General features: G+C 69.3%; 7 protein-coding genes. All 7 read left to right on the forward strand.

Going from position 1 to position 19770, the window contains the following annotated elements; genetic code table 11:
* Window positions 1–839: 839 nt before the first annotated feature.
* A complete protein-coding gene (locus MHY85_RS05570; protein ID WP_239193979.1) occupies window positions 840–6041 on the forward strand; it encodes a DEAD/DEAH box helicase in 5202 nt (1733 codons plus the stop codon).
* Between the two features lie 15 nt (window positions 6042–6056).
* Entirely contained in the window at window positions 6057–8894 is a 2838-nt protein-coding gene (locus MHY85_RS05575; RefSeq protein WP_239193990.1) for a helicase-related protein, read from the forward strand.
* Entirely contained in the window at window positions 8894–12871 is a 3978-nt protein-coding gene (locus tag MHY85_RS05580; protein ID WP_239193992.1) for an Eco57I restriction-modification methylase domain-containing protein, read from the forward strand. Before MHY85_RS05575 ends, MHY85_RS05580 begins: the two co-directional genes overlap by 1 nt.
* A gap of 67 nt (window positions 12872–12938) precedes the next feature.
* Window positions 12939–15056: an AAA family ATPase gene (locus tag MHY85_RS05585; RefSeq protein ID WP_239193994.1), complete on the forward strand. Its 2118-nt coding sequence runs from the start codon at window positions 12939–12941 to the stop codon at window positions 15054–15056.
* On the forward strand, window positions 15053–16279 hold the full coding sequence (locus MHY85_RS05590; protein WP_239193996.1) for an McrC family protein: 1227 nt from the start codon (window positions 15053–15055) through the stop codon (window positions 16277–16279). Before MHY85_RS05585 ends, MHY85_RS05590 begins: the two co-directional genes overlap by 4 nt.
* Window positions 16276–17469 carry a DUF6361 family protein gene (locus MHY85_RS05595; RefSeq protein WP_239193998.1) on the forward strand — a complete coding sequence of 398 codons (1194 nt, stop codon included), beginning with the start codon at window positions 16276–16278 and terminating at the stop codon, window positions 17467–17469. The genes MHY85_RS05590 and MHY85_RS05595 overlap by 4 nt, the downstream gene beginning before the upstream one ends.
* Window positions 17466–19277, forward strand: a complete 1812-nt coding sequence (locus MHY85_RS05600) for a phospholipase D family protein (protein WP_239194000.1) — start codon at window positions 17466–17468, stop codon at window positions 19275–19277. The genes MHY85_RS05595 and MHY85_RS05600 overlap by 4 nt, the downstream gene beginning before the upstream one ends.
* Window positions 19278–19770: the final 493 nt, after the last annotated feature.

Here is a 19770-nt window from a genome sequence, read left to right on the forward strand (position 1 = left end):
GAGCAGAGCGAGGACGACCGCGACGGCGAGTGGTGACCGTGGACGTCGGCGGGTGGGGTGCGGGTGCATGGCGTGCTCCTGGGGTGGGAGACGTCCGCCCGTCCGGTGCAACCGGGCGCGCGCGGCGCCGCGGTGTGGCGGACGGTCCATGCCATACCGATCGGGCGGGCGACCTCGTGCGGCAGGTCGCGTCGCCGTTCTCCCGAGGCCCCCCATGGCCGCGGAACCGCCGCAGCCCCGGCTGCGGCGGCGGGGTGCTGCGGTGCAGGGTCGCGCGGGTGCGCTTCCTCTGTCGACGTTAGCGGTGGGTGGGATCTGTGAGAAGGCTGTGGCGGGCGATGCCACTCAGACGGGTCCGGCACTCCAGCGAGCTGCTCGGGCCTCTTGCGGTCCTCGGACACTCGATCATGCTGCGCTCCGGCTCTCCCTTGCCGGAACGGCAGGCGCGCATGGAGGTGCGGTCGGTCTCCGAAGCGATCGCTCCTCACCAACCGCGGCCCGCCCGCCGGCCCCCGCGTCGTCAGCGTCTGACGAGACCTGCACAGCGTGTTGGCCGTCATCCTCGGAGCGCGCCGCTCGCGACGCGCGAGGGATGCCGACCACGCGAGAGGCCGCGAGACCCTTCTCTCGTACCGATGCACGAACCGGATCGACAAGCCGTCTGCCATGAACGCTCAGGCGAGAGTTCCCCTTGGTCCACGCGGGTGACGCCGTAGGTGCGAACGGGACGATCAGGCACAATCCACACGCAACGTGCGGCACTGCGTCCACCCGGTCCGAGACCGTGGCAAACTCGGCGCCGTCAGGTAGCCCGACTAGGGGGTCACGCAGCAGTGGACGTGTTCAGCATCCGCGATCGCGTGATCAGTGACTACCGTGGCTTCACGTCTGGAAGCGTCGAGGTCCGCGACCGGCGCATCCGCGAGCATGTGAACGAGCTGCTCGACGGCGGTGCCCAATGGCCGGACCCGTGGCTCAGCCTCAACCCAAGCTTTGAGACTGGCGGCACCGTAAGCGACCTCGTCGACGAGGGCCTGCTGCACCCAGAGAATGCGCGCATCTTCCGGGTCAAGAAGCACGCCGATGACCCCGGCTCGACAACACTCACCTTGCACCGCCACCAGCGCGAGGCGATCGAGGCGGCTCGCAGCGGGAAGTCGTACACCCTCACCACGGGCACCGGGTCCGGGAAGTCCTTGGCCTACATCGTGCCCATCGTCGACGCCGTCCTGCGCGAGCGAACCGCCGCTGGTGACGCCCGCGTCCCGGGCGTGAAGGCGGTCGTCGTGTACCCGATGAACGCCCTGGCCAACTCCCAAACGCTCGAACTCGAGAAGTTCCTGCGCTACGGCTACCCGCCTGGACAGGAGCCGGTGACCTTCGCGAGGTACACCGGGCAGGAGTCGGAGGCGCGCCGCCGGGAGATCCTGGCCGACCCGCCAGACATTCTGTTGACGAACTACGTCATGCTCGAGCTCGTGCTGACTCGCCCCGATGAGCGCCAGCACCTCATCCACGCGGCGCGCGGCCTCCGCTTCCTCGTCCTCGACGAACTGCACACGTACCGCGGGCGGCAGGGGGCCGACGTGGCACTGCTGGTGCGACGCCTGCGTGACGCGTGCGCGTCACGGTCACTGCAGGTGATCGGCACGTCCGCGACCATGGCATCCGGTGGGTCGGTCGCTGCCCAGCAGACGACGGTGGCCGATGTCGCGACGCGGTTGTTTGGGTCGGAGGTCACCCCAGAGCGCGTGATCGGCGAGTCGCTGACGCGTGCCACGTCGCACGGAGCGGTTGACGACGCCGCGTTGGCCGAGGCGACGCGGAAGGTCGGCGCCGTCGACGTGCTGGCGTACGACGAGCTGGCGCGCGATCCCCTCGCGTGCTGGGTCGAGACGACGTTCGGGCTCGACACCGAGCGGGAGAGCGGCCGGCTGGTCCGCCGCAAGCCGACGACGGTCAGCGCGGCGGCCGACGAGCTCGCGCGACGCACCGGGCTCGACGCCGGGGCATGCACCGAGGCGATCCGGACGGTTCTGCTGGCGGGTTCGACCGCACGCCATCCGCAAACGGGTCGGCCGTTGTTCGCGTTCCGGCTGCACCAGTTCCTCTCCAAGGGGGACACGGTCTACGTGTCGCTCGAGCCGGAGGACACGCGCTACATCACTAGCACGTACCAGCTGCGTGTGCCGGGAGACGCGGGCAAGGCGCTGCTGCCGCTCGGCTTCTGCCGCGAGTGCGGCCAGGAGTACCTCGTGGTGGCGAAGACGAGTAGCGGGCGCGAGGCGTTCGTACCGCGACAGGACGCCGACGCGTCCGGCGGCGACGCGGTCACCGGGTACCTCTACGTGTCCGACGACCTGCCGTGGCCGGCCGACCCGGTCCTCGAGAACCGCCTGCCCGACCACTGGCTGACCACCGACCCGGCCGGCGCGACCGTGGTCCTCGAGACCAAGGCGAAGTACCTGCCGAAGGAGGTGTGGATCGCCCCCGACGGGACGGTCACGGCGCCGGGCGCCGGCCTGCGCGCGTGGTTCGTGTCGACTCCGTTCGCGTTCTGCATGCGCTGCCGGGTCTCCTATGAGCAGGTGCGTGGCAACGACTACGCCAAGCTCGCGACGTTGGACCGCGAGGGGCGGTCCTCGGCGGTCACGGTCGTCGCCGCAAGTGTCGTGCGGTCACTGAAGCAGCTCGGCCCGTCCGAACTGGCGGCGGACGCGCGGAAGCTGCTGACGTTCGTGGACAACCGGCAGGACGCGTCGCTGCAGGCGGGGCACTTCAACGACTTCGTGCAGATCTCCCAGCTGCGCGGTGCGTTGTACCGCGCGTTGGCGGACGCGCCCGATGGCTTGACGCACGAAGTCGTGGCGCAGCGGGTGGCAGACGCGCTGCGGCTGGAGATGGCCGACTTCGCTGCGAACCCCGAGGTCCGGTTCTCGGCGAAGGAGTCGGCGCTGCGGGCGCTGCGCGCGGTGATCGAGTACCGCGTCTACGCCGACCTCCAGCGCGGCTGGCGGATCACGATGCCCAACCTCGAGCAGACGGGCCTGCTGAGGGTTTCCTACGTCGACCTGTCCGAGATCGCCGCGGCCCAGGAGATCTGGGAAAGCACGCACCCCAAGCTGCGCGACGCCCCGGCCCAGCTGCGTGAGGAGCTGTGCAGCATCCTGCTCCACGAGATGCGGCGCGTGCTCGCGGTGGACGTGGACTGCCTGACGCAGCTCGGCTTCGAGCAGATCCAGCGTGACTCGCGCCAGCATCTCAGCGGTCAATGGGCGCTGCCCGACGACGAGAAGGTCGCGGCGGCGGGCGTCGTGTACCCGCGTGGGGCGACGAAGAAGAAGGGCTGGAACGACCTGTTCGTCTCGGGGCGCTCCGCGTTCGGCAGGTACCTGCGCCGGGACGCGGCGCTCGGGCGCGACCTGAGCCCCGACGACGCGGAGCTCGTGATTCGAGACATGTTCCGCGTCCTCTGTGACGAGGGCGGACTCCTGGCGGAGGCCGACCCGGTCGAGGGCGTGCCGGGGTACCGACTCAAGGCTTCAGCGATCCGCTGGCGGGCGGGCGACGGGATGAAGGGCGCGGAGGACCCGCTGCGCAAGAGCACCGACAGCGAGGCGGTCATCCGGGTCAACCCGTTCTTCGCGAACCTATACCGGGAGGTCGCCGAGGGGCTGCACGGCCTGCACGCGATGGAGCACACCGCCCAGGTCCCGGGACCTCAGCGCGAGGTGCGCGAGCACGAGTTCCGCGACGGGCGGCTGCCGCTGTTGTTCTGCTCGCCGACGATGGAGCTCGGCGTTGACATCGCGAGCCTCAACGCCGTCGGACTGCGCAACGTGCCGCCGACCCCGGCCAACTACGCGCAGCGGTCTGGCCGTGCCGGCCGCAGCGGCCAGCCCGCTCTCGTCGTGACCTACTGCGCGACGGGCAACGCCCACGACACCTACTACTTCCGCAACTCCCGGGACATGGTCGCGGGATCGGTGGCCGCCCCGCGGCTCGACCTCGCGAACGAGGACCTCGTGCGCTCGCACGTCCACGCGGTCTGGCTCTCGGAGACGGGCCAGTCGTTGAAGTCGCGGATCACCGACATCGTGGATGCCTCGGGTGAGCAGCCGACGCTCGACGTGATCCCCGAGGTCTGGCGCGCGCTGACCGAGCCCGAGGTGCAGCGCCGCGCCGTGGTCCGTGCCGAGGCGGTCATCGACGAGCTGCGCGGGGCGTGGGACGCCGTCGAACAGGTGATCTGGTGGTACGACGGCTGGGTCGCCGACCAGGTGCGTTCGGCGCCGACCGCTTTCGACCACGCGCTGGAGCGGTGGCGTCTGCTGTACCGCACGGCCCTGTCGGAGTACCACGCGCAGTCGAAGCTGGCGGTCGACCCTCGCGCACCCCGATTCGAGAAGGAAGCCGCGTCGCGGCGGGCTTGGGAGTCGAAGAACCAGCTCGCGCTGCTGCGCAACGAGGACTCGGAGCACGGTCAGACCGACTTCTACTCCTACCGCTACTTCGCCTCCGAGGGCTTCCTTCCCGGGTACTCGTTCCCCCGGCTGCCGCTCGCCGCGTACATCCCCGGCGGCCGCGGCAAGCGGGACGGGGACTACCTGCAGCGTCCGAGGTTCCTGGCGATCAGCGAGTTCGGCCCCGGGTCACTGATCTACCACGAAGGCGCCAGGTACGAGGTGGAGCGGGTGCAGCTTCCGCGATCCTCCGACCACGCGGGCGTGGCGGACACCGAGGAGGCGCGACGGTGCGAGGCCTGCGGCTACCACCACCCGAGCGGTGAGGGCGCAGATGTCTGCGACTCGTGCGGCGTCCAGCTCGGCGTGAAGACGTACAACCTGCTGCGACTGCAGACCGTCTTCACGCGACGTCGTGAGCGGATCAGCTCCGATGAGGAGGAGCGTCGTCGCGCGGGCTTCGAGCTGGAGGTGTCGTACCGGTTCCACGACCACGGCGACCGGCCGGGCCGGGTCGACGCTGACGCGATCAGCGACGGCCAGACGACGGCGACGTTGACGTATGGGGATAGCGCGACGATCCGCGTCGCGAACGTCGGGCGCCGCCGCCGCAAGGACCCGAACGACCGCGGCTTCTTCCTCGACGTGACGACGGGCCGCTGGGCGCAGAAGAAGGATGCCGAGGACGCGACTGTCGACGCAGAGGCGTTGCTCTCGTTCGAGGACGCGAAGAAGGTGCTGAAGGTCATCCCGTACGTCGAGGACCGCCGCAACATCCTGCTGCTGCGTCTGGCCCGGCCGCTCGACGACTCGGCGGCGACAACGCTGCGCTACGCGCTCGAGCGCGGTGCGGAGGCGGTGTTCCAGCTCGAGGACTCCGAACTCGAGTCGCAGCGGCTGCCCGACCTCGATGGCCGCGGGCGCATGCTGCTGACCGAGGCAGCCGAGGGGGGCGCCGGAGCGCTCCGCCGCCTCGTCAGCGAGCGTGGGGCGCTGGCGAGCGTGGCGCGCAAGGCCCTGGAGATCGCGCACTTCGATCCTGACTCGGGCGCCGACCTGGGGCACTCGCCGAACGCGGCGCCCGGCGCGGAGCGGTGCGAGCTCGCCTGCTACGAGTGCCTGCTCGCGTACGGCAACCAGCACGAGCACGCGTTCATCAACCGGCACGTGGTGCGCGATCTCCTGCTCGAGCTGGCCGCCGCCGATGTGCGCACGGGTGCAGGCGGACGGACGCGCTCGGAGCAGCGCGACTCGCTGTCGTCGCTCGCGGACTCGGGCCTGGAGCGCAAGTTCGTCAACTGGCTCGACGAGCACGGCTACCGTCTGCCCGACCGCGCGCAGCCATCGGTCGAGGAAGCGCGCGCCCGTCCCGACCTGGTCTTCAATCTCGCGACCGGGCCGGTCGCCGTGTTCGTCGACGGCCCGGTCCACGACGGCGACATCCAGCGCACGCGCGACCACGATTCCCAGGAGCGCCTGGAGGACCTGGGTTGGATGGTCATCCGCGTCCGCCACGACGACGCCTGGGAGGCCGTTGTCGCCCGCTACCCGTCCGTGTTCGGCACCGCCCGCAGTTGATCTGGAGTACCACCGATGACGACAGCCACCTACGCGCCCGGCTCGCTGGTGCGCGCCCGCGGACGCGAGTGGGTCGTGCTGCCCGACAGCCGGCCGGCGTTCCTGCTGCTGCGGCCCCTCGGCGGGGGGAACGACGACATAGCCGGCCTGCACACGGCGCTCGAGCCGGTCGAGGACGCGACCTATCCCCTACCGAGCCCCGACGACCTCGGCGACGCGACCAGTGCCGGCCTGCTGCGCACCGCGCTCCAGCTCGGCTTCCGGTCGTCGGCCGGGCCGTTCCGGTCGCTCGCCGGAATCGCCGTCGAGCCTCGGGCGTACCAGCTCGTCCCGCTGCTGATGGCGCTGCGGCAGGACACAGTGCGGATGCTCGTCGCCGACGACGTCGGCATCGGCAAGACGGTCGAGGCCGGGCTGATCGCCGCCGAGCTGCTCGCCCAGGGGGACGCCAAGCGTCTCGCGGTGCTGTGCAGCCCCGCGCTAGCCGAGCAGTGGCAGGCCGAGCTGGCGCGCAAGTTCCACATCCAGGCGGAGCTCGTGCTGACGTCGACGGTCCGCCGCCTGGAGCGGAATCTAATGATGAACGAGTCGTTGTTCGACCGGTACCCGCACGTAGTCGTATCCACCGACTTCATCAAGTCCGACCGGCACCGGGCCGAGTTCCTCAACCACTGCCCGGACTTGGTCATCGTCGATGAGGCGCACACCGCCGTCTCGGACACGGTCGGCGGCGGACGCCAACGGCACCGCCGGCATGAGCTCCTCGACGATCTCGCACGCGACCCGAAGCGGCACCTCATCCTGGTCACCGCGACACCGCATTCGGGTAAGGACGAGGGCTTCCGCAACCTCGTTGGACTGCTTGACCCCGAGCTCGCGACGATCGACCTCGACCGGCCGCAGGGGCGGGAGCGGTTGGCCCGGCATTTCGTGCAGCGACGACGCGGCGACATCCGCCGCTATCTGGATGAGGACACGCAGTTCCCGTCGGACCGCGAGTTGCGCGAGGTCGCTTACTCGCTCAAGCCCGAGTACAGGGCCCTGTTCGCCAAGGTGCTCGACTATGCGCGCGAGCAGGTCCGCGACGCGGGTGATGGCACGGTGCGCCAGCGGGTGCGCTGGTGGTCCGTGCTCGCGCTCCTGCGCTCGCTCGCATCGTCTCCGGCGGCGGCCGCCGCCACGCTGCGGATGCGCGCGGCTGCTGCAGAGGCGGCCGATCTCGCCGAGGCGGACGCACTCGGCCGCGCGAGCGTGCTGGACACTGCGGACGACGAGGCCGTCGAGGCAGCGGACGTCACCCCCGGCGCCCTCACGGAGGACACCGAGGCCACGACCCCGTCTGAGCGATCCCGGTTGCGCGCGCTGGCCCAGACTGCCGAGTCCCTGCTCGGCCCGGCCGCGGACGCGAAGCTGGCGACTCTCGTCAAGGAGGTCAAGGGGCTGCTCGCCGACGGGTTCGACCCGATCGTGTTCTGCCGCTTCATCGACACAGCGGAGTACGTCGGCAAGCATCTCGCAGCCGAGCTGAAGAAGGCCGCCGAGGTTGCAGTGGTCACGGGGACGCTGCCGCCGGCCGAGCGACAGGAGCGGATTCGGGCGCTCACCGCGACCGATGCCCGGCACGTGCTTGTCGCGACCGATTGCCTGTCCGAAGGCGTCAACCTGCAGGACGCGTTTCAGGCGGTCGTGCACTACGACCTGGCGTGGAACCCGACCCGGCATGAGCAGCGTGAGGGTCGTGTCGATCGCTTCGGGCAGACTGCGCCGACAGTGCGGGCGATCACGATCTACGGCAAGGACAACAGCATCGACGGCCTCGTGCTGGATGTGCTGATCCGCCGCCACCAGGCGATCAGCAAGGCGACGGGCGTGTCCGTCCCCGTCCCGAGCGAGTCCGACTCGCTGCTCGAGGCGCTCCTCGAAGGTCTGCTGCTGCGCGGGGTGAACCACGAGCAGCTCGAGCTCGAGCTGGGCCTCGAGGAGGCCGACCGGCGCCTGGAAGCCGAGTGGCGCTCGGCCGCCGAGACCGAGCGGGCGTCCCGCACAAAGTACGCGCAGGGCACGATCCACCCCGACGATGTCGCCCAGGAGGTCGCCGAGGCGCGCGCCGCGCTCGGCACCCACGGGCAGATCGAGCCGTTCGTCGAGGAGTCCTTGCGGGCGCTCGGCGCGTCCGTGACGTCGACCGGCGACGGATTCGAGGCCATCACCGACACGCTGGCGCCCGGGCTGCGCGACGCCCTGCCGCCGGGCTTCGCCACGCCCCTGCCGTTCCACCGCCAGATGCCCGTGCCACGGCGGCACGCCCTCCTCGTGCGGACCGACCCGAGCGTCGAAGCCGTCGCCCGGTACGTGCTCGACACCGCCCTCGACTCCGCAACCACGCTCCGCAGGGGTCCGGCGCGGCGGGCTGGGGTCGTCCGCACCCGCCACGTCGCCGCCCGCACCACCGCGCTGCTCCTGCGCTACCGGTTCCACCTCGACCTCCCCACGGCCGACGGGTCACGGACCCTGATCGCAGAGGACTGCGAGATCGTCGCGTTCCGCGGCCATCCGGACGCGCCGGACCTGTTGCCGACGGACGAGGTCGCGTCGCTGATCGCAGCGCAGGCGGACGCGAACGTGCCCGCCGATCAGGCGCGTGATCTGATCGCCGCCGCGCTTGAGCGTGTGAGCGCCCTCGGACCGCTGCTCGACTCCCGAGCGGGCGAGCGTGCCGACCGGTTGCTGGAGAGCCATCGGCGCGTGCGGGCGGGAGCCGGTGCGGCCCGGCAAGGGCTGCGCGTGCGCGCCCAAACGCCAGTGGACGTCCTCGGGGTGTACCTGTACCTGCCTGTCGTGGGGAGCCGTTGATGGCCGGGGACCTGACCGCGGTGCGATCCATCGGGGCATTGCTGCCCTCCGACCTGCTCGCGCGCGTTGCAGCCGGTGACGGCGAGCTTGGCGGGTTCTCCGGCTGGGACTACCACCTGGCCGCGGGCGAAACCCCGCGCGAGGCCGCGAACCGGGCATGGGCGTACCTCATCGGCGTGTGGCCGTCGTTCCACGATGCGCTGTCGCGGCTGCCGGAGGGCGACCCGGCCGTCGGCGTGACGCGTGAGCGGTGGTTGCAGGTGCTGTTCCGGGAGCTCGGCTACGGGCGGCTCCAGGCGACCCCGGCCGGTGGGATCACTGCGTCGGGCAAGTCGTTCCCGGTGTCGCACCAGTGGGGCGCCGTGCCGATCCACCTGCTCGGGTGGGGCGTCGACCTCGATCGCCGCACCAAGAGTGTGCCGGGTGCCGCCGAGCGCGCCCCGCATGCGATGGTGCAGGAGCTGCTCAACCGGTCCGACGAGCATCTCTGGGCAGTCGTGTCGAACGGCCGGGTCGTGCGGGTGCTGCGCGACTCGACCTCCTTGTCGGCCCAGTCGTTCGTCGAGTTCGACCTGGAGGCGATGTTCTCCGGCGAGCTGTTCGCCGACTTCGTCGTGCTGTTCCTCCTGCTCCACCAGTCCCGCCTCGAGGTCCTGACCGACGATGCCGGCCCGTCCGAGTGCTGGCTCGAGCGGTGGCGCACGACCGCGATCGCGACCGGCGCACGCGCACTGTCGCTGCTGTCGGACGGCGTGCAGGCCGCGATCGCCGACCTCGGCACCGGGTTCCTGCGCGCGACGCCGTCCCTGCGGCAGCGGCTGGACGAAGATTCGCTGCACCTGGCTGACTACCACCAGGCACTGCTCCGACTGGTCTACCGAATGCTGTTCCTGTTCGTCGCCGAGGACCGCCAGGCCCTGCACCCCCTTGACTCCGACCCGACGGCGCAGGCCCGCTACCGGGACTACTTCTCGACCGACCGGCTGCGGCGCCTCGCGCTCAGGCGCCGCGGCACCCGGCACGGTGACCTGTGGCAGGTGCAGCGACTGGTGATCGCCCGCCTCGGGCAGGACGACGGCTGTCCGGAGCTCGCGCTGCCCGGTCTGGGCGGCCTGTTCGACGACGACGGTGCCGAGTTGTTCACCGACGCTGACCTCCCCAACGACGCGCTGCTGTCCGCGATCCGGCACCTGTCGACCGTGCGGCCCAAGGGCCAGCCGCTGCGCACCGTCGACTACAAGAACCTCGGCGCCGAGGAGCTCGGCTCCATCTACGAGTCGCTGCTCGAGCTCGTGCCCCGTTACCACCGCACCGAGCAGACGTTCACCCTGGAAAACTTGGCCGGCAACGACCGCAAGACCACCGGCTCGTACTACACGCCGTCCTCGCTGATCGACCTGGTGCTCGACGAGACCCTCACCCCGCTGCTCGACGAGGCCGAGCGCGCAGCCGACCCGCAGGCCGCCCTGCTCGCGATGAGCGTGTGCGACCCCGCGTGCGGGTCCGGGCACTTCCTGGTCGCGGCCGCGCGCCGGATCGCCGAACGCCTCGCGATCGTCCGCTCCGGCGAGACCGACCCCACCCCCACCGACCTGCAGGACGCCCTCTATGACGTGGTCGGCTCGTGCATCTACGGGGTCGACCTCAACCCGCTGGCCGCCGAGCTCGCCAAGGTCTCCCTGTGGTTGGAATCGATGCAAGCGGGCCGCCCATTAACCTTTCTGGACGCGCACCTCAAAGTCGGCAACGCTCTGCTCGGCACCACCCCCGCCCTGCTCGCAGGCGGCATCCCAGACGACGCGTTCACGGCGCTCACCGGCGACGACAAGCGCTTCACCACCGCGCTGAGGAAGCGCAACAAGGCCGAGCGTGAGACCACCGCGGGCGCCGACTCCCTGTTCGACCTAGTGGACGTCGGCACCTCCACCATCGACCTGCGCGGACGTCTCTCGAAGGCCGTAGCACCGGCAACCGGCGCACCGCGCCTGCGTGAGGTCCACGCCGCCCAGCGCGCCTACACCCAGTACCAGTCCTCCCCGGAACTCACCCGGGAGCGCTTGCATGCCGACGCCTGGTGCGCCGCGTTCGTCCAGGTGAAGGCCCCGGGTACGACCGCCATCACCACCGGAGTGCTTGAGTCGCTGCACGACGGCACCGCGCCAGAGACTCTCGTTCGCGTCGTCCAGCGCCTGGCCGCCGAGTCCCAGTTCTTCCACTGGCACCTAGAGTTCCCCGACGTCTTCCACACCAACACCCCGAACGGGGCACACGGCTGGAGTGGCGGTTTCACCGCCGTGATTGGTAACCCTCCTTGGGAGCGAGTAACGCTCCAGGAGCAGGAGTTCTTCTCGCAGCGCGACAGCAGAATCGCGACGGCGAAGACCGCCGCGTTGCGCAAGAAGCTGATACTGGAATTGCGAGAGTCAAACTCGTCTCTAGCGGACTCCTGGGCGAGCGCCAGTCGGCGTTCGGCGCAACTGAGCCTCTTCCTCCACAAGTCCGGCAGATATCCACTGTGCGGAGTTGGAGACGTCAACACTTACGCCGTGTTCGCCGAACTATTCCAATCTCTCGTCAAACAGGGCGGACGGCTAGGAATTATCACACAAACCGAACTTGCAACCGGATCGACTGCAGCCGCGTTCCTCGGGAACGCGGTACGCCGGCGGGAACTGGTGGCGTTCTACGATTTTGAGAACGAAGCGAAGATCTTCCCATCCGTAACGAACAAGCAGCATTTTGCGGTTTCGGTCTTGTCTGTTGGGCGACCCGCCGGGTCAGTGCACTTTGCAAGCTACGTCAGGCACGTTGGCGACGCCAAGAACAAGCGGATACTACTCACGCCGGATCAACTGGCGAAGGTGAGTCCGAATTCGGGAACTCTACCCATTTTCCGAGGCGCGCGAGATGCAGATCTCACCGTCAAACTGCACGAGCAATTCCCAGTGCTCGTGCATCGAGACGCACATCAGAATCGGTGGGGCGTGCGCTTCGCAAGGCTTCTTGATATGGCGACCGACTCTGCCTTATTTCTAGACGAACACGAGCTAACTAATCGCGAGGCGCGGTTCAACGGGTGGGGTTGGGATCTTGGTAAGTTGGACTGGATGCCACTTTACGAGGCGAAGATGCTCTGGCACTTCGATCACCGCTTCGCGACATATCGCGGAGCCACACAGGCTCAGCTGAATAAGGGTACCCTGCCAAGAGCGGCTGACAGTGCCCACGCCGACCCAACCTATGAGCCGCGCGCACGCTACTGGGTGAAGTCCAAGGACGCGGAAGCGGCCATTCCATCTGAGTGGCGCGAGGAGTGGTTTCTTGGATGGCGCGACATCACGGGTGGCGTCAACGAACGAACCCTTATTCCGGCGATCATTCCCCGCTCTGCGGTTGGCCATGTGTTTCCTGTGATGATACTGAGTCGCCCGAGCGACGGCCCAGTTTTACAGGCGCTGCTCTCAAGCTTCATTTGTGACTATCTGGTCCGCCAGAAAATCAGCGGAACCCACGCGACATACGAGATTCTCTATCAAGTCGCCGTCCCTGGACCATCCGACTTCCAGAGGCCGCTCCAGGGAGTTACCGAATGCACGTTGGGAGAGTGGGTCCTTGCGAGGGTCCTCGAGCTCAACTACACCTCGGAACGAATGGCCGGATTCGCGAAGTCGCTTTCGGGGTCCACGCAGTCAAGTCGTGGACCGTTCAAATGGGTTCCTTCACGTCGCGAACGGATGCGCGTTGAGCTCGATGCCGCGATGTTCGTGCTCTACGGCCTGGACCGCGACGAGGTGGAGCACGTGATGGACTCATTCTTCGTCGTCCGCAAGTACGAGCAACGCGATCACGGCGAGTTCCGCACTAAGCGCCTCATCCTGGAGGCATACGACGCGATGACCGATGCTGCGGCCTCCGGAGCGTTCTACGTCAGCCCACTCGACCCGCCCGCCGGCCACGGCCCGCGCCACGACCACTGACGGAGGCCGCCTGATGTCCGAACCACCCGCCCGTGATGCAATCCGGCGTCCGCTGCTCGTGGGCACGATGCTTCGCATCCTGCGCGACGCTCCGCATCCTCTCCAATCCACCTCGGCGATTCAGGCGCTGGCTGCGACGTTGCCGCTGACAGAGTTCGAACTGAGCGCCAATGACAGCGGCGTCCGTCGCTTTGAGACGGGCGTCCGTTTTGAGATTTCTCATGCTCGAGCAATCGGATGGATCGAGAAGTCGGGCGGGTGGGCACTGACGGATGCCGGACGGGACGCGCTTGCCAGCGCTTCCTCAGATGCAGCACTGATGACTGCCCTCAACCGTCAGTACGGCGCTCGACAGCGTGCACGTCGACAGACCCTGGCGAGCGAAGCAACTGGCACGAAGTTCGATACTCTCCGCGCGGCGCTCGACCTGGTGGAGCCGGGTCTATGGACGTCGTACAGCGACCTCGCTCAGCTCACCGGGCTGGCGAACCAGAACGTCGGCACGTGGATTTCGGAAACCGACCATTCGGCGGCTTTCCGCGTACTCACGTCCGCGGGAACGGTGTCGGACGGCTTCCGGTGGAACGACCCGCACCGCAGCGACGACCCGCGCGAGCTGCTGGTCGCTGAAGGCCTGGAGTTCGACGACGCGGGCCGCGCCAGCCAGTCCGCACGGCTGACCAGCTACGACCTGCGCGAGCTGCTCGCCGAGTCTTCGGAGCCTGCCACGCGCCGCGCCTGGCTCGTGCGTGGCAACAACGTCAACGGGAAAAACCTCGTGCCGACGTGGATCGCACGGGGGTCCGTGTCGGTAGCCGCCAGCCAGATTCGCGCGCTCACGCTGCCCCTCGGCAGGGCCGAGATCGTCGCCGTCGTCGAAGAGGACTACGCCCAGAAATCGTACAACACCCGAAACGAGAAGGTCACCGAGCTCGACCTGTTCGTCAATCGCATCCAGGTCGGGGACCTCGTGATCGCCAACGACGGCGGCAACTTCTACATTGGCGACATCACCGGCGAGGTCGCCTCGGTGCAGTCGTCGGACGACCGCTCGAACCTGCGCCGCACGGTGCAGTGGCGCAACCCCGCCCGGCCCGTCGACCTCACGGATCTGCCTGCAGGCCTCAAGCCCAAGCTGTCGAGCCAGCACACGGTCGTTGACCTCACCAGCGAGCTCGCCGCCCTCGCGGCGCTCGTCGCTCCCGACGCCGCCGAGGCGAAGAAGGCCGCGAAGGCCGCGCCCGTCGAGCTCGTCCTGCGTGACGCCACCGACGAGCTGGCGGACTCGCTCCTCGTCGACCGCGACTGGGTCCAGTCTTGCGTCGACCTGCTGCGCGACCGCCACCAGATGGTGTTCTATGGCCCGCCTGGCACCGGTAAGACCTACCTGGCGCAGGCGATCGCCCGGCACTTGACCGACGAGTCAGCGGTCAAACTCGTCCAGTTCCACCCCGCGTACTCCTACGAGGACTTCTTCGAGGGCTACCGGCCCGTCGCACCGAAGGACGGGACGGCCACGGTTGGATTCGCGCTCACCCCAGGCCCGTTCCGCCGCCTCGTCGACGCGGCGCGGGAGAACCCGTCGACGCCGTACGTGCTCATCGTCGACGAGATCAATCGAGCCAACCTCGCCAAGGTGTTCGGCGAGCTGTACTTCCTGCTCGAGTACCGCGATCGAGCGATCGACCTGCTCTACAGCACCGGCGACGAGGCCGGGTTCACGATGCCATCGAACGTGTTCATCATCGGCACGATGAACACCGCCGACCGGTCTATCGCTCTCGTCGACGCCGCGATGCGACGCAGGTTCGCGTTCAAGGCGCTGCACCCGAGCGTCGAGCCGACCCGCAGCATGCTGCGGCGCTGGCTGGCCGATCGGGACCTACCGGCAACGACCGCCGACGTGCTCGACCGTCTCAACGCCCTCATCCAGGACGAGGACTTCCGAATCGGCCCGTCGTACTTCATGCGCGCCGACGTACACCGCAACGGCGGGCTAGAGACCGCGTGGGAGACGTCGATCCTGCCCTTGCTGGAGGAGCACCACTACGGCGAGGGCATCGACGTCGCCGCGCGGTACTCGCTCCGCGCGATCCGCAGCCGGCTCGCGCGGGAGACTTCGACGGCAGCCGCGGCGGACGACTTCGCCGACATCGACGCCCCGGTGGACGATCCCACGCCATGACGACGATCGAACTCATCGAGAACGGACAGCCGGTCGAAGTCGCCCTCGACGACCGGACCGGCCTCGCGCTGCGCTCGAGCGAGCTCGTCACTGCCGCGCCGTCCGTCCACGCCGGCTGGTGGGTCATCGGCCCCCGCACGAAGGTCGGCGTCGCCCGCATCGCGGGCGTCGACCTGACGATCCGCCCCAAGGTCAACATCCGTCGGCTCATGTTCCTCATCGGGTACGCCCGCGACGGATCGCTCTGGCGCGACGAGGACGTCGACCTCGAGGAGGACGCCGACCTGCTCAAGGCGATCGCCTCCGCGTTCGCCCGCCAGGCCGAGAGGGCGACCTCCCACGGCCTCCTCCACGGGTACCGCGTCGAGGAGCTCGCCTCCCCGGTCCTGCGCGGCCGCATCCGCACGAGCGACCAGCTCACCCGCCGCCACGGCATGGCCCTGCCGCTCGAGATCCGATTCGACGAGTTCGACGTCGACATCGCCGAGAACCAGATCCTGCGCGCTGCCACCGACCGCCTCCTGCGACTCGAACGAGTGCCGGACCGCACTCGTCGGGCGCTGCGACGCCTCTCCCGCGAGCTCGCCGACGTGAGCCCGCTCCCGCGCGGGGGGATGCTGCCGGCGTGGACCCGCTCGCGCCTCAACGCGAGGTACCACGTCGCACTCGGGCTCGGCGAGCTCGTCCTGCGCGGCAGCTCCGTCGAGCAAGCCGCCGGGACCGTCCGCATCGACGGATTCATGCTCGACATGGCGAAGCTCTTCGAGGACTTCCTCACCGAGGCCCTGGGCGCGGCGCTGCTGGTCGCCGGCGGGCGCGTGCGTGCGCAGGACCGGTGGCATCTCGACGAGGCGACGACCGTGCCGATGAAGCCCGACCTCGTCTGGTACGGCCCGGAATCGGCGACGCCGACGGCCGTCATCGACGCAAAGTACAAAGCCGAGAAGCCGAGCGGCTACCCCAACGCCGACCTCTACCAGATGCTCGCGTACTGCACGGTGCGCGGCCTGCGTCGCGGGCACCTCGTCTACGCCAAGGGCAACGAGCCGGAGGCCCGACACCGCGTTGTCGGCACCGGCGTCGAGATCTACCAGCATGCACTTGACCTTGGCGCCGACCCTGCTACCCTGCTCGACCAAGTGCACGACTTGGCGACGCTGGTCACCCGACTCGCCGCGACCGAAGACTCCCTGGCCGCCCGCGACTTCGCCGCCCACGCATGACGTCGTCATTCGGGTGGCTCGACGCCGACGCGAGCCAGCGCCGCCGCATGCTGGAGATCGTCGACCTCTTCAAGGACGAGGGCACGGTGGACGAGCTCGGCATCGGAGCGATCCGCGATGCCCTCTCCGGCGCCCTCTTCCCCGGCACCTCGACGCTGCACACTCGCCTGCGCTACGTGCTGTTCGTCCCGTGGCTGATGCAGCACGCGGCGCACAAGCCGAGCCCGGCGGAGATGGGCGCCGAGTTCCGCGCGCTCGAGTACAGGCTCGTCGGCAGCCTGCTCGCGGGAGGCGAGCAGGTCGGCGTGATCGGCAGCCGCGCCCGGGACAGGCTCAAGCGGCTGCCGAGCGCCACGTACTGGTCCGCCCTCGGCGCCTGGGGAATCAGGGAGGCCGACCTGTCCGCCGACGTCTACTTTCGCCGCCGGCACGATGCACATCGCCTGGCGCGTCGGACCGCCACCGCAGATGACCCGGAAGCGCAAGAACGCCGCCCACGGTCCGGCCTCGACCCGCACCTCCCCCCGGCCCCCGACGGTCTGCTCACGAAGACGAACTTCGAGCTGAGCGCCGCCGAGGAGGAATACCTCTCGCACGTCATCGCCCGTGAGACCGACGGCTCGATGCTCGCCTGGCTCATCCTGCACCAGCCGGTCACGCTCAGTGACCTGGTGTGGGAGCTGCCCGGCCTGAGCGATGCTCCGGCGCGGCTCGCGGAGACAGTCGACCACGCACGGCGCTTCCACACGGCGATCCACGGCGCCGCGCTGCTGTACAACCTGCTGCTGGCGCGCAAGCGCGCGAGCGACGAACTCGTCGACTACTACGAGGCCGAGCTCGACGCGTGGCGGGTCGAAGTGGACGAAACCGGCGCGCTGGAAAGCTGGGACCGGGCCGCATGGTGGGCGACGATCGCGAGGCACAGCGCCGGGATCCGGCCCCCCACACGCCTGTTCGTCGACTCCTGGATCACCCTCGCCTCCACTGACGCGGTCGTCGAAAGGCAGAGCGACGCCGCATTGCTGGTGGCCACGCGCGAACGCCAGATCAAGGGCGGCCGCGCTCGGCTGGCGAACCAGGCGGCGCTCGATCGGTGGTCGGGCGCCAGCGGCACGGGACGCCTCGACTACACGTGGTCCATCGCGCATCGGCACCTCCGGGATCTGTACGCGGCTCGGGAGACCGCATGACGCTCACGCCCGAGTCGCGGGTCCTGCTCACGGACGCGCTGCGACCGCCACCCGGCCACAAGGTCGACCTCGTCGTCGGCACGACGTATGCGCTCAACCTCACCGCGCTCCTGCTCGCACCGCTCTCGTTCGCCGTGTTCGACCAGACGGACGGTGACGCAGAGCGCGTCGACCCCATCCGGCTCCTCGAGGCCGTCCGGCGCCATGCGGAGCACACGACCGTCTTCTGCCAATCCGGCGGCATCCAGGTGCCACCGGCCTATCGCAGCGTCCTGACGTTCGTCGAAGACACGGTCCACGAAGTCACCGCACCACGCGACGGCGGCATCTTCCACCCCAAGATCTGGGCACTGCGATTCGTCGACGCTGAGGGCAGCCACGCGCACCGCGTCGTCGTACTGAGCCGCAACATGACTCTCGACCGATCCTGGGACACGGCTCTCGTGCTCGACGAGGCCTCCGACGGGCTGATCGACGCCGCGCCCGCAGCGGACTTCATCCGGTGGCTTCCCTCGCTCACGACCCGACCAGTCTCGGATCGGCGCACCAACGACGTCGACGACCTTGCTGCCACGCTCGCGAGCGTCCGGCTCGCTCCACCGAGCCCGTTCACCGGAGGGGAGCTACTCCCCATCGGTCTCGGCGGCGACGCCTGGCCGTTCCCCACGCGTGCTCGGCGCGTGCTCGCGATCAGCCCGTTCCTCACACGCGGCCGCCTGGACTCGCTGGCTCGGATCAGCGCGGCCCGCACGCTGGTGTCACGCGCCGAGTCGCTCGACCTCGTCGGCGCACACGCACTGGAAGGCTGGGACGTCACCGTCCTGCAGCGCACGGCCGAGACCGATCACGACGCCGCGCCCGCGGGCGAGAGCGTGCCGACGGAGTTCCAGGACGAGAGCGACGGCCTGCACGCGAAGACCTTCATCCTCGACCTGGACGACCGGACGTCAACGACCGTGACCGGCAGCGCCAATCTCACCAGCGCGGCCTGGGACCGCAACGTCGAGTTCGACGCGGTGCTCACGGGCCCCACCTCGACCTGCGGTGTGGCGGCCGTGCTGGACGGTTCCGCGGAGGTGCCCGGGCTCGTGAACCTGCTCGCTCCACACAGCGCCTCGTCGCAGGACGGCGTTCCCGACCCGGCCATCGAGACGTCGTACGTGCTCGAGCGCTTCCACCGCGACCTCGCCGCGCACGCGCCCGTCCTCCGCGTCCGAGCCCTCGACGACGACCGGGCGGAGGCGGTCCTCTCGTTGCCCGTCCCTGGACAGCCGCCAGGCTCGACCCGTGTCTGGCTGGCGTCGGTGTCCGAGACCCACGCGCAGCCCCTCACGGCCGAGCTGGCGTGGACAGTCGCTCCGAAGCACGTCACGGCCTTCGTCGTCGTCGAGACGACCGCCGGCGAGCGCGCCGCTCGCGTCACCCGCCGCTGCGTCCTGAAGGCGGTCCTCGTCGGCGACGTCGATGCCCGACGGCTCGACGCCGTTCTCGATGTCCTCCGCAGCAAGGACGACGTGCTGCGCTACCTCCTCTTCCTGCTGGGCGACCCGGCCTATGACTCGATCTTCGCCCAGGCGACCGGCACGCCGGGCGAGCGGTTCGCCTCCGCCAACGCAGGCTTCAGCGCCCGGGCCGCGCTGTTCGAACCGATGGTCCGAGCCGTCGGCCGCGACGAGGATGCGCTCGCCAGGGTGGCGAGCCTGATGGAGGACCTGCGGAACCCGCCGGACGGTGCCTCCCTCGTGCCCGACGGGTTCGACGCGCTGTGGGACGTCGTGTGGCGGGTCCACCGGGAAGTCCGGCCATGAAGCGACCCGACGTCGAGCGCACGCTCGCCAGCCTCAAGGACTTCCAGCGACGGACCGTCGACTACGCGTTCGAACGCCTGTGGACAGACGAGGACCGGGTCAAGCGCTTCCTCGTCGCGGACGAGGTGGGCCTCGGCAAGACGATGGTCGCCAAGGGCGTGATCGCCCGGACAGTCGAGCATCTCTGGGAGTCGAAAGAGCGGATCGACATCGTCTACATCTGCTCCAACAGCCAGATCGCTCGCCAGAACCTCAGCCGGCTCAACGTCGTCGGCGGCACCGAGCTCAAGCACGCCGACCGGCTGACACTCCTGCCTAAGGCGATCCGCGATCTCCGGGACCGACGGGTCAACTTCGTCTCCTTCACCCCGGGCACCTCGTTCAACGTCGGGTACTCGGGCGGCAAGTACGAGGAGCGAGTGCTCCTGTACTGGATGCTCGCCGAAGCCTGGGGGGCGGATGCGGTCCACGCCACGAGGTGGAAGCGCTTCTT

The sequence above is a fragment of the Cellulomonas sp. ACRRI genome (assembly GCF_022346185.1).
Lineage (GTDB): Bacteria > Actinomycetota > Actinomycetes > Actinomycetales > Cellulomonadaceae > Cellulomonas.